This is a genomic window from Thalassotalea sp. PS06, from assembly GCF_007197775.1.
Taxonomy (GTDB): Bacteria; Pseudomonadota; Gammaproteobacteria; order Enterobacterales; family Alteromonadaceae; genus Thalassotalea_A.
This window is the reverse complement of the sequence record NZ_CP041638.1, coordinates 2,399,875-2,415,899: the sequence shown is the minus strand read 5'-3', so window position 1 is coordinate 2,415,899 and position 16,025 is coordinate 2,399,875. Positions and strand designations below refer to the sequence as shown.

At 44.6% G+C, this 16,025-nt stretch carries 18 protein-coding genes; 6 read left to right on the top strand and 12 right to left on the bottom strand.

Annotated elements, in window-relative coordinates; all coding sequences use genetic code 11:
• Positions 1–220 precede the first annotated feature (220 nt).
• Entirely contained in the window at positions 221–1,303 is a 1,083-nt protein-coding gene (locus FNC98_RS10725) for an NAD-dependent epimerase (RefSeq protein WP_143581232.1), read from the top strand.
• A 79-nt stretch (positions 1,304–1,382) separates the two neighbouring features.
• Positions 1,383–2,294, top strand: coding sequence for a UTP--glucose-1-phosphate uridylyltransferase GalU (gene galU / locus FNC98_RS10720; RefSeq protein ID WP_143581231.1), 912 nt, complete (start codon positions 1,383–1,385; stop codon positions 2,292–2,294).
• A 352-nt stretch (positions 2,295–2,646) separates the two neighbouring features.
• Here the strand turns inward: galU and FNC98_RS10715 are convergent, their stop codons facing one another.
• The 8 genes from FNC98_RS10715 to FNC98_RS10680 form a co-directional block, all read right to left on the bottom strand.
• A complete protein-coding gene (locus FNC98_RS10715) occupies positions 2,647–3,588 on the bottom strand; it encodes an alpha/beta fold hydrolase (RefSeq protein WP_185967939.1) in 942 nt (313 codons plus the stop codon).
• On the bottom strand, positions 3,578–4,435 hold the full coding sequence (locus tag FNC98_RS10710; RefSeq protein ID WP_143581229.1) for a D-amino acid aminotransferase: 858 nt from the start codon (positions 4,433–4,435) through the stop codon (positions 3,578–3,580). Before FNC98_RS10710 ends, FNC98_RS10715 begins: the two co-directional genes overlap by 11 nt.
• Before the next feature lie 13 nt (positions 4,436–4,448).
• Positions 4,449–5,306 (bottom strand): DUF4392 domain-containing protein, encoded by an 858-nt coding sequence (locus FNC98_RS10705; protein WP_260680346.1) that lies wholly within the window; start codon positions 5,304–5,306, stop codon positions 4,449–4,451.
• Positions 5,306–6,250, bottom strand: coding sequence for a biotin-dependent carboxyltransferase family protein (locus FNC98_RS10700; protein WP_143581228.1), 945 nt, complete (start codon positions 6,248–6,250; stop codon positions 5,306–5,308). The genes FNC98_RS10705 and FNC98_RS10700 overlap by 1 nt, the downstream gene beginning before the upstream one ends.
• Positions 6,250–7,005, bottom strand: a complete 756-nt coding sequence (gene pxpB, locus FNC98_RS10695; RefSeq protein ID WP_143581227.1) for a 5-oxoprolinase subunit PxpB — start codon at positions 7,003–7,005, stop codon at positions 6,250–6,252. The genes FNC98_RS10700 and pxpB overlap by 1 nt, the downstream gene beginning before the upstream one ends.
• Positions 6,996–7,721 (bottom strand): 5-oxoprolinase subunit PxpA, encoded by a 726-nt coding sequence (locus FNC98_RS10690; protein WP_143581226.1) that lies wholly within the window; start codon positions 7,719–7,721, stop codon positions 6,996–6,998. The genes pxpB and FNC98_RS10690 overlap by 10 nt, the downstream gene beginning before the upstream one ends.
• A gap of 15 nt (positions 7,722–7,736) precedes the next feature.
• Positions 7,737–8,552: a putative hydro-lyase gene (locus FNC98_RS10685; RefSeq protein ID WP_143581225.1), complete on the bottom strand. Its 816-nt coding sequence runs from the start codon at positions 8,550–8,552 to the stop codon at positions 7,737–7,739.
• 156 nt (positions 8,553–8,708) lie between these two features.
• A complete protein-coding gene (locus FNC98_RS10680) occupies positions 8,709–9,230 on the bottom strand; it encodes a gamma carbonic anhydrase family protein (RefSeq protein WP_143581224.1) in 522 nt (173 codons plus the stop codon).
• 122 nt (positions 9,231–9,352) lie between these two features.
• Between FNC98_RS10680 and FNC98_RS10675 the strand changes: the two genes are divergently transcribed.
• From FNC98_RS10675 to rsuA, 4 genes are all read left to right on the top strand, one after another.
• A complete protein-coding gene (locus tag FNC98_RS10675) occupies positions 9,353–9,658 on the top strand; it encodes a PilZ domain-containing protein (protein WP_143581223.1) in 306 nt (101 codons plus the stop codon).
• Positions 9,659–9,718: 60 nt separating this feature from the next.
• A complete protein-coding gene (locus FNC98_RS10670; RefSeq protein ID WP_143581222.1) occupies positions 9,719–10,387 on the top strand; it encodes an AAA family ATPase in 669 nt (222 codons plus the stop codon).
• A complete protein-coding gene (locus FNC98_RS10665) occupies positions 10,374–10,727 on the top strand; it encodes a ribbon-helix-helix domain-containing protein (RefSeq protein WP_143581221.1) in 354 nt (117 codons plus the stop codon). The genes FNC98_RS10670 and FNC98_RS10665 overlap by 14 nt, the downstream gene beginning before the upstream one ends.
• A 209-nt stretch (positions 10,728–10,936) precedes the next feature.
• A complete protein-coding gene (gene rsuA / locus FNC98_RS10660) occupies positions 10,937–11,632 on the top strand; it encodes a 16S rRNA pseudouridine(516) synthase RsuA (protein ID WP_143581220.1) in 696 nt (231 codons plus the stop codon).
• A gap of 20 nt (positions 11,633–11,652) precedes the next feature.
• Here the strand turns inward: rsuA and FNC98_RS10655 are convergent, their stop codons facing one another.
• The 4 genes from FNC98_RS10655 to FNC98_RS10640 form a co-directional block, all read right to left on the bottom strand.
• Positions 11,653–13,758: a TonB-dependent receptor gene (locus FNC98_RS10655; RefSeq protein ID WP_143581219.1), complete on the bottom strand. Its 2,106-nt coding sequence runs from the start codon at positions 13,756–13,758 to the stop codon at positions 11,653–11,655.
• A gap of 79 nt (positions 13,759–13,837) precedes the next feature.
• Positions 13,838–14,128, bottom strand: coding sequence for a DUF1244 domain-containing protein (locus FNC98_RS10650; RefSeq protein ID WP_143581218.1), 291 nt, complete (start codon positions 14,126–14,128; stop codon positions 13,838–13,840).
• A gap of 35 nt (positions 14,129–14,163) precedes the next feature.
• Positions 14,164–14,715: a cob(I)yrinic acid a,c-diamide adenosyltransferase gene (locus tag FNC98_RS10645; protein WP_143581217.1), complete on the bottom strand. Its 552-nt coding sequence runs from the start codon at positions 14,713–14,715 to the stop codon at positions 14,164–14,166.
• A gap of 68 nt (positions 14,716–14,783) precedes the next feature.
• Positions 14,784–16,025, bottom strand: coding sequence for a CsiV family protein (locus tag FNC98_RS10640; RefSeq protein WP_143581216.1), 1,242 nt, complete (start codon positions 16,023–16,025; stop codon positions 14,784–14,786).

The window sequence follows — 16,025 nt, the reverse complement described above, 5'->3', positions numbered from 1 at the left end:
AGGCTGAGCTTGTTAATTTACCGGCAAAATTAAATTTTAGTTTTTTCTCCATGTTTTGTTATCTCGACTATATTTTGATGAGACGGCATCAAAAGACTAAATCACTTGTTAGTTATGTTTGTCGTTTGGAAGATTCAAGATAACTAGAGGTTTTGTGTCGGAGCAGGAAGTTTATCTGCACATAATCTTGCATAAGTAACGCTCAAAATAGGGACGAATTATGAAATACTTGGTTACTGGCGCCGCAGGGTTTATTGGTCATTTTGTTGCCACTCGCTTGTGTGAACAGGGGCATGAGGTGATAGGCTTGGACAACCTCAATGATTACTACGACGTAAACCTAAAATTATCCCGTCTTAAGAAACTACAGCGATTCTCGCAAAAACATCAGCAAGATACTTTAGTTGCCGGTTCTGATATCGTATCCCAGTCCAATTCTGCGGACGGTCAGTTTCGGTTTGTGAAGCTGGATTTGGAAGATCGTGAAGCGATTGCTGAATTGTTCGCGACAGAGAAATTTCAGCGTGTCATTCATCTTGCTGCCCAGGCTGGTGTTCGCTATTCGATTGATAACCCGATGGCTTATGCCGATGCCAATTTAATCGGTCATTTGGCTATCCTTGAAGGCTGCCGTCACAATGACGTTGAGCATCTTGTTTACGCTTCATCAAGCTCAGTATATGGCTTGAACAAACAAACACCGTTTGCAACCGCCGATAGTGTTGATCACCCAGTATCTTTATATGCAGCTACCAAAAAGGCTAATGAGTTGATGTCGCATTGTTACTCCCATTTATACAATGTGCCCACAACTGGCTTACGCTTTTTTACCGTTTACGGCCCATGGGGACGACCTGATATGGCGTTGTTTAAGTTTACCAAAGCCATGTTAGAAGGTAAGCCAATTGATGTTTATAACTACGGCGATATGAGCCGAGATTTTACTTACATTGATGATATTGTTGAGGGTATAATGCGCGTTCAAAATCATATTCCAATGATTGATTCAGGCTGGTCAGTAGAGTCGGGCTCAGCGGCGACAAGCTCGGCACCATATCGTGTGTTTAACATAGGTAATGGGAATCCGGTTAAGTTGATGGACTTTATCAAAGCACTGGAACAATCATTAGCAATCGAAGCAAAGAAAAACCTGTTGCCGATGCAACCAGGAGATGTTCAGAAAACCTTTGCTGAGGTCAATGATTTATACTCAGTTACCGGCTACCGCCCTCAAACGTCAGTCAATGAAGGGGTCGCAAATTTCGTTCGCTGGTACAAGGAATATTACCAACACGTGAATTAATTTAATCTGTGAATGTCATGAAACAGACTTAATTCCGTGATAAAAAGTAATCAGAAAGAAAAATAATTAAGGATGTACTATGTCTGTAAACGCAGGAAAAAGTATTCGTAAAGCGGTTATTCCTGTCGCGGGGTTGGGAACAAGGATGCTACCAGCTACCAAAGCTATTCCCAAAGAAATGTTACCTGTGGTTGATAAGCCTCTGATTCAATACATTGTCAATGAATGTATTGCCGCAGGAATTAAAGAAATTGTGCTTGTTACCCATTCTTCGAAAAATGCCATTGAAAACCACTTCGACAAGTCTTTCGAATTAGAAACCTCTCTTGAGAAGCGCGTAAAGCGTAAGCTTCTTGATGAAATTCAGGCAATTTGTCCGAAAGATGTGACCATCATGCATGTGCGTCAAGGCGAAGCTAAAGGCTTGGGGCACGCGGTTTTGAAAGCCTTACCTATTGTTGGTGAAGAACCATTTGCGGTGGTTCTGCCGGATGTATTGATTGATGACAGTACGTCTAATCCGAAAACGGAAAACCTGGCAGCAATGCTAAACCGTTATGAAGAAACGGGTAATAGCCAGATTATGGTAGAGCCAGTGCCAATGGAAAAAGTAAGTTCCTATGGTGTGGTTGATTGCAATGGCCATGATTTGCTTGAAGGCGATTCCGCGCCAATGACCGCCATCGTTGAAAAACCAGCCGTTGAAGATGCACCTTCGAATTTGGCCGTAGTGGGGCGCTATGTTTTATCAAAAGATATCTGGCATTTACTCGAGTTCACACCGCCGGGTGCTGGCGATGAAATTCAGTTAACGGATGCGATTGCTAGCTTGATGAAATTGGAAACAGTGGAGGCATTCCACATGACAGGTAAATCTCACGACTGTGGCTCGAAAATGGGCTATATGAAAGCCAATGTTGAGTATGGATTGCGTCATCCTGAACTAGCCGACGGCTTTAAAGAATATCTGCAATCAATAGTTTGCAAGTAATCTGAGCAACGCAATAAGCAATAAGCGAAAATCTAAAAGCCCTGAACTGAGTTTCAGGGCTTTTTTTACAGTTCACAAATGTAAGGCAAAGAACAGGCAGGGATTTAATTCCCGTCTTTCAGAGTAATACCAATCCCATTAAATTATTGCTCACTCAGTGAGAATTTAAAGGCCTTTAGACAAGGCTTTGATTGCAGAGAATGGTTATTCCATTGTCAAAATCAGTAACGCAGGATAAACGCCTTTAAAACTCACCCGTAGGGAGTTAGTGAGAGGCCCATTTACTGCCCTATATTTCATTAATATAGAATGACTATATCAATAAAATCTATGTTGTAACTGAACCTCGGCCCTAACTCTGAGTTGTGCACAAACTTAATGGGATTGGTATAATGCCAAGTGTCTGATATATTAGGAATAGATGTTTTAGAAATTGCTCAGGCGCTTCGGTATGGGGGTAGTGGCCAGTGTTTGCCATAGCTATCACAGTGTTCTCAGGTTTTATCGTTCGATAGCCCTGGATCATCAATTTACCGCTAATAGGATCATCTTCTCCGGCTATCAACCCTACCGGCACTGAGGTTGCCGCCAGGCCTCCCTCCCATCGGGCACGGTTCTGCTTTCGCTCTTTCATGTATTTTATCAATTTAGGAAATACCCGCTTGCCACGGTGAATATTGAGCAATTGCCAGTACTGCTCAGCCTGCGATTCTGGCATGGGTTTGGTCATAATTTTATCCATGGAGCGCTTGAAAAGTCGGAAATTGATTAGCGGTGTGATAAATTTACCAAGGCCTGATGCCAGCAGTTTTTGGATCAGTAAAGGTTGGTGGAATTCTGCAAATATCCCACCATTAGTAAGTACCAGTGATTGAACCTGCCCCTGTTTTTGCAAGCGAACCAATAATTCTATAGCCACTGTGTCACCAAAATCATGGGAAAGCAGGTGAAAATGTTTGATGTTAAGGTGCTCGAGTAATGCCTGGGTAATATCTGCCTGTTGAAATATTGAGTATTTCATCAGTGGTTTGTCACTCATTCCAAAACCGAGGAAATCTAATGTGACCACACGAAAGTGCTGGGTCAGAATTGGCCAGATAGCGGCATAATCCCAGCTACAGGTGGGGAAACCATGAAGCAGTACCAGAACCGGCTTCGCCGTCTTAAGATCTTTGTTATCGTTACGGATTTGATTGCTATCGCGGTAAAAAATTTGCAGGTCAGCATAGTTAAAGTACTGACCTTCTTTATACCAGTTGTCTGCCAGTAGGTAGTGATGGTTACTAATAGTCAAACTGATGCTCACTGAATAGTTTCTGGGCGATTTGCCAGACATCTCCCACTTGCCCATTACCGACTGGTTTGCCATCGATGGCAACAACCGGAGCTACTTGTTTTGTTGAACTGGTTATCCAGACTTCATCGGCATCATCAACTTCCTGTCTACTGACTGGCCTCTCTTTTACGGTTAATGATGAGTAGTTTTTTAATACATCTAATAAAATGAAACGAGTAATTCCCGGTAGTAACTGATTGTCCAACGGCGGTGTTATCACGCAATCGTCGCTTATGACAAATGCATTACAGGCTGCGGCCTCGGTAAGCATATCGTCATTATTGAAAAGCAACACTTCATCAAAGCCTTGTTTGTAACCGGCTTGAAAATGCATGACATTACCCAGTAGTGCTGTTGATTTGATATGGCATCGCTGCCAGCGAAGATCTGACAAGGTTTTGACCTTAAATGCTTTCGCTTTGTTCTTATCTGCCACAGGTGCTGGTGGAATTTCAAACGTATAGGCAAATACCGTCGGTGTGACATCTTCAGGGTAGGCATGGTAGCGAACCGGGCTGGTACCCCGTGAAACATGCAAATACACGCCTAGATTACCATTGCCATTTTTACGGACTAATTGGGCGCAGATATCACGCCATTTATCGACATCATAGTCCAGGTGTATTTCCACTTCGGCTAATCCTTGGTTCAGTCTTTCGATGTGGGGCTTAAAGCCAACGAACTGACCACCATAGCTAGGGATCACTTCATAGATGCCATCGCCAAATAAAAAGCCTCGATCCATCGGCGAAATACGAGCATGTTTAGCTGGCATGTATTCACCGTTTAGATATACCCAATTCATAGTCTGTTTTACCTTAATTCGCTGAGGAAGTGTGGCTCTCGCTCAGTACTTGCAATTGTTTAATAATGTCTACGCCAGCGCTAAAGCACAAGCTGTCTTCGGTTAACTGATTTTTACGGGTTACCCCATCAACACTGCCATTTGCCGATAAAAAGCTTATGGTTGCTTCGATATCAATCTCGGCCAGTAAATCTTGTTGGTACCAAATCCCAAGAAAGGTGATAAGGCCATAAGCTGCCCAGTTAGATACATCCGCAATGAGCAGTTCATCGCATTTTGTCACTGATGGAATGATATCCAGTGTTGCAATATGTTCGGCAATATTGCCCATGCCGATTTCATTTCCACCATCTCCAATTGCGATAGTGGGGCAATCCGCCAGAGCAATGAAATCGTCAAAACGTGCACAACGATGAGAGATATCTTCACCACGCATATTCCGGTAGGTATTGTCTGCGGTTAATCCAGGTCTCTCAATGGCAATGATTAACTCTGGTTGCAGCGTATCCACCACTCCTTGAATTTGTTTTTCCCGGCCTTTTCCTAATGGAATTTGTGCACATTGATAACGCTGGTGTAGGGCCTGGTAAAGTGGATTTCCGCATACCAATATCACGTTTTTCCCTAAGGCGAATAAGCAGGTGTACAATGCTAAGGCACCAATCGGGCCATCGGTTTCAAAGGTGTCAGAAACCGGAAAACCTGTGGCAATCACTATGTTGCCCTGGCACTGTTCAATACGTTTCGCCGCGCGCAGGTAATAGCCGGGCGTTAGAAATCTCTGTGCAAACTGCATTTGCCTCAGGTTTCGTTGTACCAGCAAAGATTCGATTGTCTGGCTTAACTGCAGCTCGCATTCGTCGTATTTCACTAAGCCACCGCCGTTTTAATAAATTCAACCTGTCTAAAACGAGATTGCGCCAGGTACAATTCGTTGTGAGCATTTTCAATATTGATGGGCTCGAATCGAACCTTTGCACCTTGTTGACATTGGCTTAATTGATAAGCATCAAGTGAAAATACTGAGCCGATTTTCGGGTAACCGCCAATGGTTTGTCGATCGTTCAATAGCACGATAGGCTGACCATCTGCTGGTATTTGCACTGCTCCAAAGGCAATGCCTTCGCTTAGCATGGCTTGCTGCGGAAACTTAATTGCCGGGCCCTGTAATCGGTAACCCATTCTGTCCCACTGACTGGAAACCTGATATTCGCTGCTAAAGAACCGTTGCCGTTGTTGGGGACTGAACTGCGAATATTGATAACCGGTAATTAACCTCAAGGTTAATGAATCCGAATAATGGGGGATGGCTTCCTCGGGCAAGGTATTGCGATAAGTGCATATCGAAGAAACGACAGGGAGAAAATCTCCTTTTTGCAGAGCCTTACCGTGTAAGCCACCGATTTTTTCCCTAACCACAGTCGCACAACTGCCAAACTGTTCTTTGATGGCAAATCCACCTTTGACTGACAAGTAGGCCTTTATGCCGTTGCGGCTAAAACCGATTTCAATGCAATCACCTTTATTAACCGGATGGCTTTGCCAATTACCGACGACTTCACCATTAATCTTGGTTTCTACGGCTGCACCGGTAATGGCTATGTTGGTTTGACAACTACTATGGAGCTTGACGCCGCCATAGGTAATTTCAACAGCTGCACAGCCCCTTGGGTTTTCAAGTAATCGATTTCCCCAATAAAACGCCATACGATCCGCTGGACCGCCAGTTGTCAGACCAAGATTTGCTTTACCAATACGACCAGCATCCTCAATAAGCGAGTGCATACCTGGATGTTCGACATAAAAACCCGACATTATAGCTGTCCCCCCAGAGCCAGAAACTGCTTCTTGCTGATGGCTTTAAACCTTACTTTGTCACCAACCGCAACGGGAATGGCCGGGTCGTTATCCGGAGAAAACATTTCTGTCGGGCAGCGGCCGATGATATTCCATCCACCGGGCGATGTTTGTGGGTATATTGCCGTTTGTTTATCGGCAATGGCTACCGAACCTTTAGCTACGGCCTTTCTGGGGGTAGCAAGTCTTGGCATGGCAATGGTGTCATTAACTTCCCCCAAGTAAGCAAATCCTGGCGCAAAGCCTATGGTATAGACGTAATAATCCTGCTGCAGATGCAATTGGATAACTTCATCGGTGGTAATCCCTGCATGGGATGCAATGCGCTCGAGATCGGGACCAACACTAGTATCATAATAAACCGGTAGGGTAATGGTTCGCGTCGATTGGGTATCTTCAAGGTTGAGGTCGATCAGAATTTTCTCAACTTGACTTTTGATATGAAAATGATCGGTTTGCCAGGAGTCATAGGTGATCAGTAATGACGCGTAAGAGGGCACCATATCGAGAATAATCGATTGCAGGGCTGATTTTAACTTCGCTTGGGCTTGATTTATTGCCATGCACAGCGCTGGTGTTACCGTTACCGCTTGTTGCGGACAGGTTTTACCAAAATAAACAATTAAAGAATTCTCTGAAGCCACCTCCAGGTAAAACGGTACCCCAGGTTCGTCAGATTTTATCTGCACATCGGATTCTGGTTTCACTGACATAGCGCTTTAATTTCCTTAACCAAAGCGACGGACTCATGGTTGTCACCATGAACGCATAAGGTGTCAGCTTTAAGGGAGAGTGGGGTTCCGGCATTGGTGATAACTTGTCCTTGGTTGACAAGCAGGGTTACCTGTTCCATGACTTGTTGTTTGTTGAGAATCGCCCCTTGTTCTGTTCTCGGTGTTAATCGCCCTTCAGGCGTGTACCGCCTGTCGGCGAAGGCTTCAAAAATTAACTCAACGGAATATTGTTCAGCAATTTTTTGATAATTGGCTGCATCGGCGGTAGCCAGAATCATTAACTTTAACGGTCGGTAAAACTGATGAATACTTTTTACGACCGCGGTAAATACTTCAGGTTTGGCCATCATGTCGTTGTACAGGGCTCCGTGCGGTTTGACATAGTGCACCATGGCACCCTGTGATTGCGCCATGCCATCGATGGCAGCAATTTGATAGTGCATCAGATTGATAATTTCCCGTTCACTATGTTTAATCGAGCGACGCCCGAAACCATGAAGATCCTGATAAGAAGGGTGGGCGCCGATCAAAACATTGTGCTCAATGGCGAGAGATAACGTTTTTTGCAACGTATCCGGGTCAGATGCATGGAAGCCGCAGGCGATATTCGCCATATCAATGTGCGGCATCACCTCTTCATCCAATCCCATTTTCCAGGCGGCAAAACTTTCACCTAAATCACAGTTTAATTTCATCAACGTATCCTTTTACTACAATACCGATAAATGACTATTGCGAATGTCGGTAATTAACATGCTTCCCGGACTGTGAGTGATACTGATTGCCGGTTTTGCGTTTTTGATAGCAATCTGCGGGGTTACTCCGCAGGCCCAAAACACCGGTACTTCGCCCGGTTTGATGGTTACCCGGTCGCCAAAATCCGGTTTATCGATATCTGCAATGCCAATCTCATTAGGGTCGCCAAAATGCACAGGAGCACCATGGACGCTGGGAAACCGGCTACAGATCTGAATTGCCCGGATGGCATCAGCGCTCTTCATTGGACGCATACTCACGACCATGTTGCCGTTAAACCTTCCAGCGCTTTTACAGGCAATACTGGTGTTATACATGGGGACATTAACCCCTTCAGAGATGTTGCGGATTTCAATACCGTCATCAATCAGAGCTTCTTCAAAAGAAAACGAACAGCCGAGTAGAAAACTAACGAAATTATCTTGCCAGATGTCAGCAATGTTAGTGGTTGCAGTATTAAATTCCCCGTCTAAGAATACTTTGTAGTTGGGAACATCACTGCGAATGTCGATATCGTCGCCAGCGCCACGAATGATTGGATTTCCCGGACTGTCAGATATTGCCACTAGCGGGCAGGGCTTTGGATTTTGCTGGCAGAATAATAAAAAGTCTGCGGCAAGATGTTGTTCAAGAATCACCAGGTTGCATTGCACAAAGCCCTTCGCAAATCCTGAGGTATGTGACCGATATTCGCCTTTTCGTATTGCCTGCCTTATTTCTGCAGGGCTCGATGTCGCGTCAAAGCTAGAACTGATAAGTGATTCTGACATAGGGTAAAAGTCGTATGTGGGCTATTGGCTAACTCTATATTTTAAAGAAGCTTTTCGCAAATTATGCTGATAGCGCAAAATATATCAGAATATTTTATTTGTTTAAAAGTAAATATTAGAATAATTTATCTTTTAAGATGGTTTTCGTTTTACCCGTCAGCTAATTTCAACCAGCCCTTGATTGTAACGTTTGGCATTATTGACGTAGTGCAGGGCTCCTGCCTTTATTTGTTGCTGCTGCTCTTCACTCAAAGTCTTGACGACTTTTGCTGGCGATCCAAGAACCAAAGAGCCATCCGGAATAATCATATTTTCGGTCACCAAAGCATTGGCACCAATTAAACAACCTTTTCCTATTTTTGCGCCATTGAGGACGACGGCGTTAATTCCGATCAGGCTGCCATCGCCGATATCACAACCGTGGAGCATGACTTTATGGCCTACGGTAACGTGTTTGCCAATGGTTAAAGGCATGCCTGGGTCAACATGAAGTACGCTGCCATCTTGAATATTACTTCCCGTCCCTATGCTTATCCTGTCATTATCGGCGCGGATCACCACATTAAACCAGACCGAGGCGTCTGTCTCCAACTGGGCCTGACCAATTACTGTTGCTGATTCGGCGATAAAACATGACGCTGCAATTTGCGGTATATAGTCATCAAGTTGATATATCATCGGTTATTCCTTAATTCTATTTTCTTGGTTAAAGCTTAGTTTTAGCATGTCAGGGGATGTTTGTAATTCAATTGTTAATTTTGTTATATTGACGTTACCTGATTTAGATAAAAGGAATAAAAATGTCTAACTCTGAGCAAAATGTTTCAGAACGCCGTCAATATTTCCGTATTGATATGGAATATGAAACCGTCGACTTGTTATGGCGCGATGAAGAAGGCCAAGCCCACAAAGTAAAATCCGTTTGTTTAGATTTTTCCCGTGGTGGGCTTCGCATCGAACATGAATTTGCCATTGCGGTTGATACTCAAGTCAGTATTTGTTTTCAGGCAGAACACCCTGAAAGTCAGACACTTGTCGCCAGAGTTGTGCGTTGTATCGAGTTAACGGGTAAGCGTTTCTCGATTGGCCTGCAAATGGTTGACTAACCCTCTATTTTTTAGCCCCCACTAAAAATATATTCTCTCAATAACAAGGAATTTAAACTCATGATTGTTCTGATTGGTGGTGAAAAGGGCGGCAGCGGTAAAAGCTGTCTGGCTCAAAATATAGGTGTTTATCTAGCCAAAGAAAAAAATGCCAGTGTATTGATCGCCGATTGCGATCCTCAAAGAACGACGTCTGATTGGATTCAGGCACGTAATAATGATCCGGATCTTGTCACAATTAACTGTATCCAGCTCTACGGTAAAATTCGTAACGATCTGTTGAGCCTGAATGAGCACTATGATTATGTTATCGTTGATTGTGGTGGTCAGGATAACCTGGCGCTACGTGCGGCAATGTCGGTAGCAGAGCATGTACTGATCCCATTGCGCCCTAAGCGTCGTGATATTAAAACGGCACCTCACATGGAAGACATGCTGAGCACCTGTAAAATGGTGAACCCGAAAATGATTGCATCGTTTGTTATTACTCAATGTCCATCATTGCCGAACCAGGCTGGACGCATTATCGAAGCTAAAGAAGTCTGTGCATCTTACGGTATTAATGTACTTGATTCAGTAACTTACGCCCGAAATATTTATGATGATTCAGAAGAAAAGGGCACCTCCGTATTTGAAGCGGAACCCAAAGGCAAAGCAGCGGAGGAAATTCGTGCCATTGCTAATGAGTTCTTATCTATCGAACAGGAATTAAGCTATGAGTTTGGCTGATCTGAAAAAGCAGGAAAAACCTAAGTCAAGAATGAGTTTTAGTGTCGACGATTTCATCGAAGATGCCAACAATTATGCTCAGGGGAAACCGCAAATTGTCAGCGCTGAAGCCAGCCAGCAGGCAGAGCTGTTTAGAAAACAGTTCGCCGAGGATAATCATTGTGAAGCGGGCAAGCCATTCAAGCATGCTACGTTTACCTTAAGTGACCACGCGATACAGCAATTAAATGAGTTATCTGAACAAACTCATATTCCCAAATCGCGTTTGCTTCGAATTATGGTAAACGACTTCTTTTATCATGAAAATCCGAACAAACTGTTCCTGTCTGACATTAAATAAGCGGCAGTATCTGCTTTAGTGTTAGCAAACAGGGTAAACAACTGGTGTTGTTCACCCTGTTGCTCTTCCAGTCGATTTTCCGAATCCCATTCCTAGGTAATTATTTGTTGCGCATCTTGATTTGTGCGGCCTCTGTATCGAGACTGTGCTAGAATCTCACCTATTTTTAAAACCCATCTACATGGACCATCCTGTCTACCTGGTAAGATATGCGCTTAGATAAATTCATTTGCCGATGCACCGAATTAACTCGCTCAGAAGCAAAAAAACTTCTCAAACAAGGAGAAGTAAGGGTTTCTGGAGAAGTTATCAAAGATCCCGGGTTTCAGGTTTACCCTGAATCTGAAGTGACATTATTTGATAATCGCCTTAGTTTTGAACAGGCGCGTTATTATATGCTTTACAAACCTCAGGATTGTATCTGCTCTAATATTGACGAGTTATATCCTTCGGTTTTGCATTTTCTTGACGTCGATAGGGCCTTTGACCTGCACATTGCTGGCAGGTTAGATGCCGATACTACCGGCTTAATTCTGATCACCGATGATGGCCAATGGTCACACCAAATTACCTCACCAAAGAAATCCTGTGATAAACGCTATCGGGTGCAAACGTCGAAAGATATTCCTGAATCAGCAATCCAGGCGTTTGCTGCAGGCGTGCAATTGCAAAATGAAAGTAAGCTTACCCGACCTGCGACGTTGCAAATATTAGCGCCAAGAGAGGCGTTGTTAACGATCAGTGAAGGAAAGTACCATCAGGTTAAGCGTATGTTTGCTGCTATCGGCAATCGGGTCGTTGGTCTGCACCGTGAACAAATAGGCGATATTGAATTAGATGCGGAGTTAGAGCCAGGACAATGGCGGCCACTAACCGGAGCTGAGATAGCCTCGGTTAATGCCTAAAGCGTAAAGCTTAGTGAGAACTAGAGAGCGTAACTAACACTCACGAAAAAGCGTCTGCCAAGTCCTGGGAAATATCGGTCTTGGGTAAACGCTGTGTAGTCAGCGCGTTCAGCGTAGTCGCGATCGAACAGGTTTAGTGCTTTTAAGCTAAGTTGCCATTTATCGCTCAATTGCGCTTGATAGTAACCATCGACCAAAACATGCCCCCCATAGCGATGCAAATTATCAATATCGGTGTAGTAATCGCCCATATGACTAACGCCCAGGCCCATATAGAGAGCATCGGAAGGTTGATAGTGTAATCGCCAACGGCCAAATTGTCGCGGTGCACTGTCGATATCGTTGCCGTCAATCTCACTAGCAACACCTTGCGGGTTATTGGTGTAGGTATGGCGGGCAAAGGTATATTCTAACTGACTTTCAATGGTATCCGTCAGACGGTAAGACCAGCTTACCTCAAAGCCTTTGTGCTCGGTTTCACCGCCATTTCGGGTAAATTGTTCGTTATCGCGAAAAATCACGTCTTGTTTGTCGTAGACATAACCGGACAAATCAAACTGATGTTGCTGCCAATCGCCGCGCCAGGATAATTCAACGCCCTGAATTTGCTCGGAATCAAGGTCGCTAATCAGCTGGTCGCGCTGTAATCGATACAGTTCCGTAACCTGAGGCGGGCGAAATCCTTTCGAGGCTCTGAATAACCATTGTTGCTGGTCATTAATCTGATAGATGATGCCAAGGTTGGCAGAAATATCAGTAAATGAATTTTCCGAATCTTCAGGGCGGGTGTAACGGCAACCGCCAAATCCGCAGGTGTTACCCGATTCATCGACACGACCACTATTCATTCGATTGTCATAATCATAGCGAGAGTACTCGATTCGTGCGCCGGCATTCAGTAGCCAACGCTGGCCAAGGTTTTTTTGCAGTTGCACGAATGCACCGCTGTTAACCGTATCTACCTGAAAATCATACTGTTTACCATCCGGGATGGTTGCCATCAAAAATGCCGAGCCTTGAGTTGGTGCGAACTGTTCCTGCACTAACTCGATATCGGCGATATCCAAATCGACGCCATAGGTCAAATTGCCCAGTATTTCGTTTTGCCATTGGTTTTGCCACTGCGTACCGACACTCACATGCTCATTGGTTTCCAGAGGTTTGCCCGGCAAAAAATGCATTAAAAATTCCATGTTAGATACGCGGGCGTATGGGCTTAATAGACCAAAATTAGCGAGCTGATACTGCTGGCTGAATCGGGCGGCGAAAATATCTCGATACGCTTCTGGATTTGGATTGCTGCGAGCAACGCTTTCGTCTTTGTAACTGTCTTTGCCGGTAATGTACCCAGCGGTATTTTGATTGAGATTTACCAGGGTCAGTAGGCTGTTATTCACAGCAAACTCTTTATTGCTTGTCGAATCGGCCTGATAGGAAAGACTGAATTTTTGCATGTCGACCTGAGAATCATCCCGATACCCATCTTCGTGAAACAAGGTGGTGGTCGATGACCAGTTTTCGCCGGCAGTTTTTAATCCAAGTCGACCATAGCCATATGCCCCTAACTGCAGCGACAACAAAGGTGTCTGGTTAACGCTGGCAGGGTTGATTACATTAATGGCGCCATGCACGGCATTACTGCCATAAAATCCATTACCAGGGCCTTTTTGTACTTCAATGAGTTCAGCCTGCTCGTGATGAGCTTCAATCAAGCCGTTAACGTTACAAAAGCTGGCAGGACGCAACGGGATATTGTTTTCTAATAATAATATTGCGCCACAGGCGCCGCTGCCGGTAAGTACTGGCGAGCGGATTGCTGATAAGTATTCCTGGCCGCTGCCGCGGTCGAGGTTTACACCGGCAATGCCGTTTAATACCTGCTGCACGTGAGCAATGTTTTCCCGTGCTATCGTGTCTTCATCAATACGGCCAACGGTGACATCATTGCTACCGACTGTGCTCACATTGCGCCCAGGGGTAACGACTATGGTATCTAACAACTTATCGGGATAAACCTCGTTGTCATTTTGTTCGTTGGTATTGTTTTGCTGCGCGTAGCCATAGGTTGAAATCAGCGCAACAGATAGGGCGGTTAAAGAAGCCTTGTACATTATTTTTATTGTCATGGTTTGTTGGAAAATACGGGAATAAAGGCCCTGATACGAGAAATATAGAGTTTCTGATCAGGGCATTTGTAATGGCAGCTTATTTAGAATTCTGTAATGCTGCGAATTTTGCTTTTTGTTCTTCCGTTGCTGGCAGCTGATGCTTGTCTTTCCATTCTTCGTAAGGCATGCCATAAACGGCCTGGCGTGCATCGTCTATATCCATTTCAACACCAAGCTCTTTTGCCTCGGCAACCATCCACTTGGAAAAGCAATTGCGGCAAAAGCCAGCAAGATTCATTAACTCAATATTTTGCACATCTTTGCGATTATCTAAATGTGCCAGTAAACGTCTGAATACTGCGGCTTGAATTTCTGTCGTTTTATCCATGATTAAACCTGTTATGTCTGAGTCGTGTAGGTCGCTCAGGTTGCGTGCGCAATCGTGTTATCACATACACCCTGGCGTTGGTTAATTCGTCTTGCCAGTACCAGAAAATAGTCGGACAAGCGGTTCAAATAAGCAAGGATCGCTGGCTCAAGATTGGATTGTCTGTGCAGGGCGACGGCGAAGCGTTCGGCTCTGCGGCTGATTGCCCGGCACACATGAGCATGGGCGGCAGTTTTATCACCACCGGGTAAAATTGCCCCTTGTTGTTCTGGCAGTAAGGCCAGCTTACCATCAATCCATTGTTCTAATTGCCGGGTATGGCTATCATCAAGCAAACTGTCGCCAGAAATGCTCATACCGATATCAAATAGCTGGCGCTGTATGGTTGCTACCTCACCAAGAGCCGGTGAATCCAGCGTTAATTTCGCCTTTAGCAGGCCCAGATATGCATTGAGCTCCTCAATCGTGCCGAGAAACTCAATAGCGGTATCGTCTTTGGCGACATTGGCTTTTGCATCGGTGGGTAATTTGGTTAACCCGGTATCGCCGTTGCCCGTATACAATGAATGTTTAACTGCATTATTCATCGCGTTCTTAACTCCCCATAGTTTTAACGATGTCAGTCTCTTATTGGACCGTTAATCGTTTGTTTGTTTTACTCCGGAGCGATTTCCTGTTCTGGTTTTAGCTCTGGTTCAGGCCTCTCATAGCGCCTTATCTGCACTAGCATGCCCATAAAAGGGTGGTCAAAATAATGCAGCTCGCCGGAAATAACCCGTCGATTTTGTTTGAAAGGTATTGATGTAACAATATTGTCGACCGAGGCCGTTTGCGTTTTTTGCGCGGCTTTTATGGTTTCTTCTTCAAGCGGTCGATAAACGTTAAACTCACTATTGATGAAAAGGTAGTGATTCAAGTGGACTTTGAAAAAGCCGTCAATAAACCAGTCTTGATCAGGGGTGGCGATAATTTGCGATAATTTTTCGGCTTTGACCTGCTGGTTAACCTGTTCCTGCTGCTCGGTTAACGTTGCCAGAATAGGCTGGACATCAATTTCATCGCCAGAGGCTTCTAATTGGGTGATGATGCGCTGCAAATTTGCCTGAATTTGTGCTTCGTCGTCTAATCCGGTTTCCACCTGCTCGACCTTCTCGGCGAGTAACAGCTCATTCAGGGTTTGTGCCTGTTCAGGGTATTGAAAATTAATGTTCTGACCGGCTTTTAATTTAACCGGAATCGCTTCTTCCTCGCTCAATACCGGTTGTCGCCAACCAAGGTGTAATAATGGGCGAAAATGCTTTGAACGAGCCAGACTTCGGTAGATGTGCGCCAGTTGCAGTGAATTTTGATTTAACAGGTAAGGCTCGGTGGCGTCGGGATATTCATGGCCACTAAAGTGTTCGGGAATATACGCAAGCTCGGTAATATCGCCTTGGGTAAGTTCATCAAACAATTTTGGCGGTTGAGCTGGTTTGCAGCCAAGTTCGATATCTACGTGTGGTAACGATTCCTCGACTAAGGTATCCCCTGATACGGCATAATTTAAGTAAGCCTTGTCACTGGCTCGGGCCATGTCCGTTTTCGAATAAGCGCACTCAGGCAAAGCATGCTGAAAATTCTTTAGTTCGTATAAATAGGGTTCAATTAATTCAATACTTTTGCCCTGGTAAGGAGAAACGATATTGGTATCGAATTGCTCACTACTCAGGTATTGGTTTTGAAGCTGCTGCACCAGAATCACTTCAATTTCAAACCAGCGTTGTTGCACTTCCTCGGGTTCAGCTGCTACGGGTAAAGCAAGTATGGAACCGGCAATGGTTGTTAAGCCCAGAGCTGAGCTTAGCCTTAATTTATTGAACATAAAGCGGATGCTAGAGGTTGTTTTTATTCGTGTCAT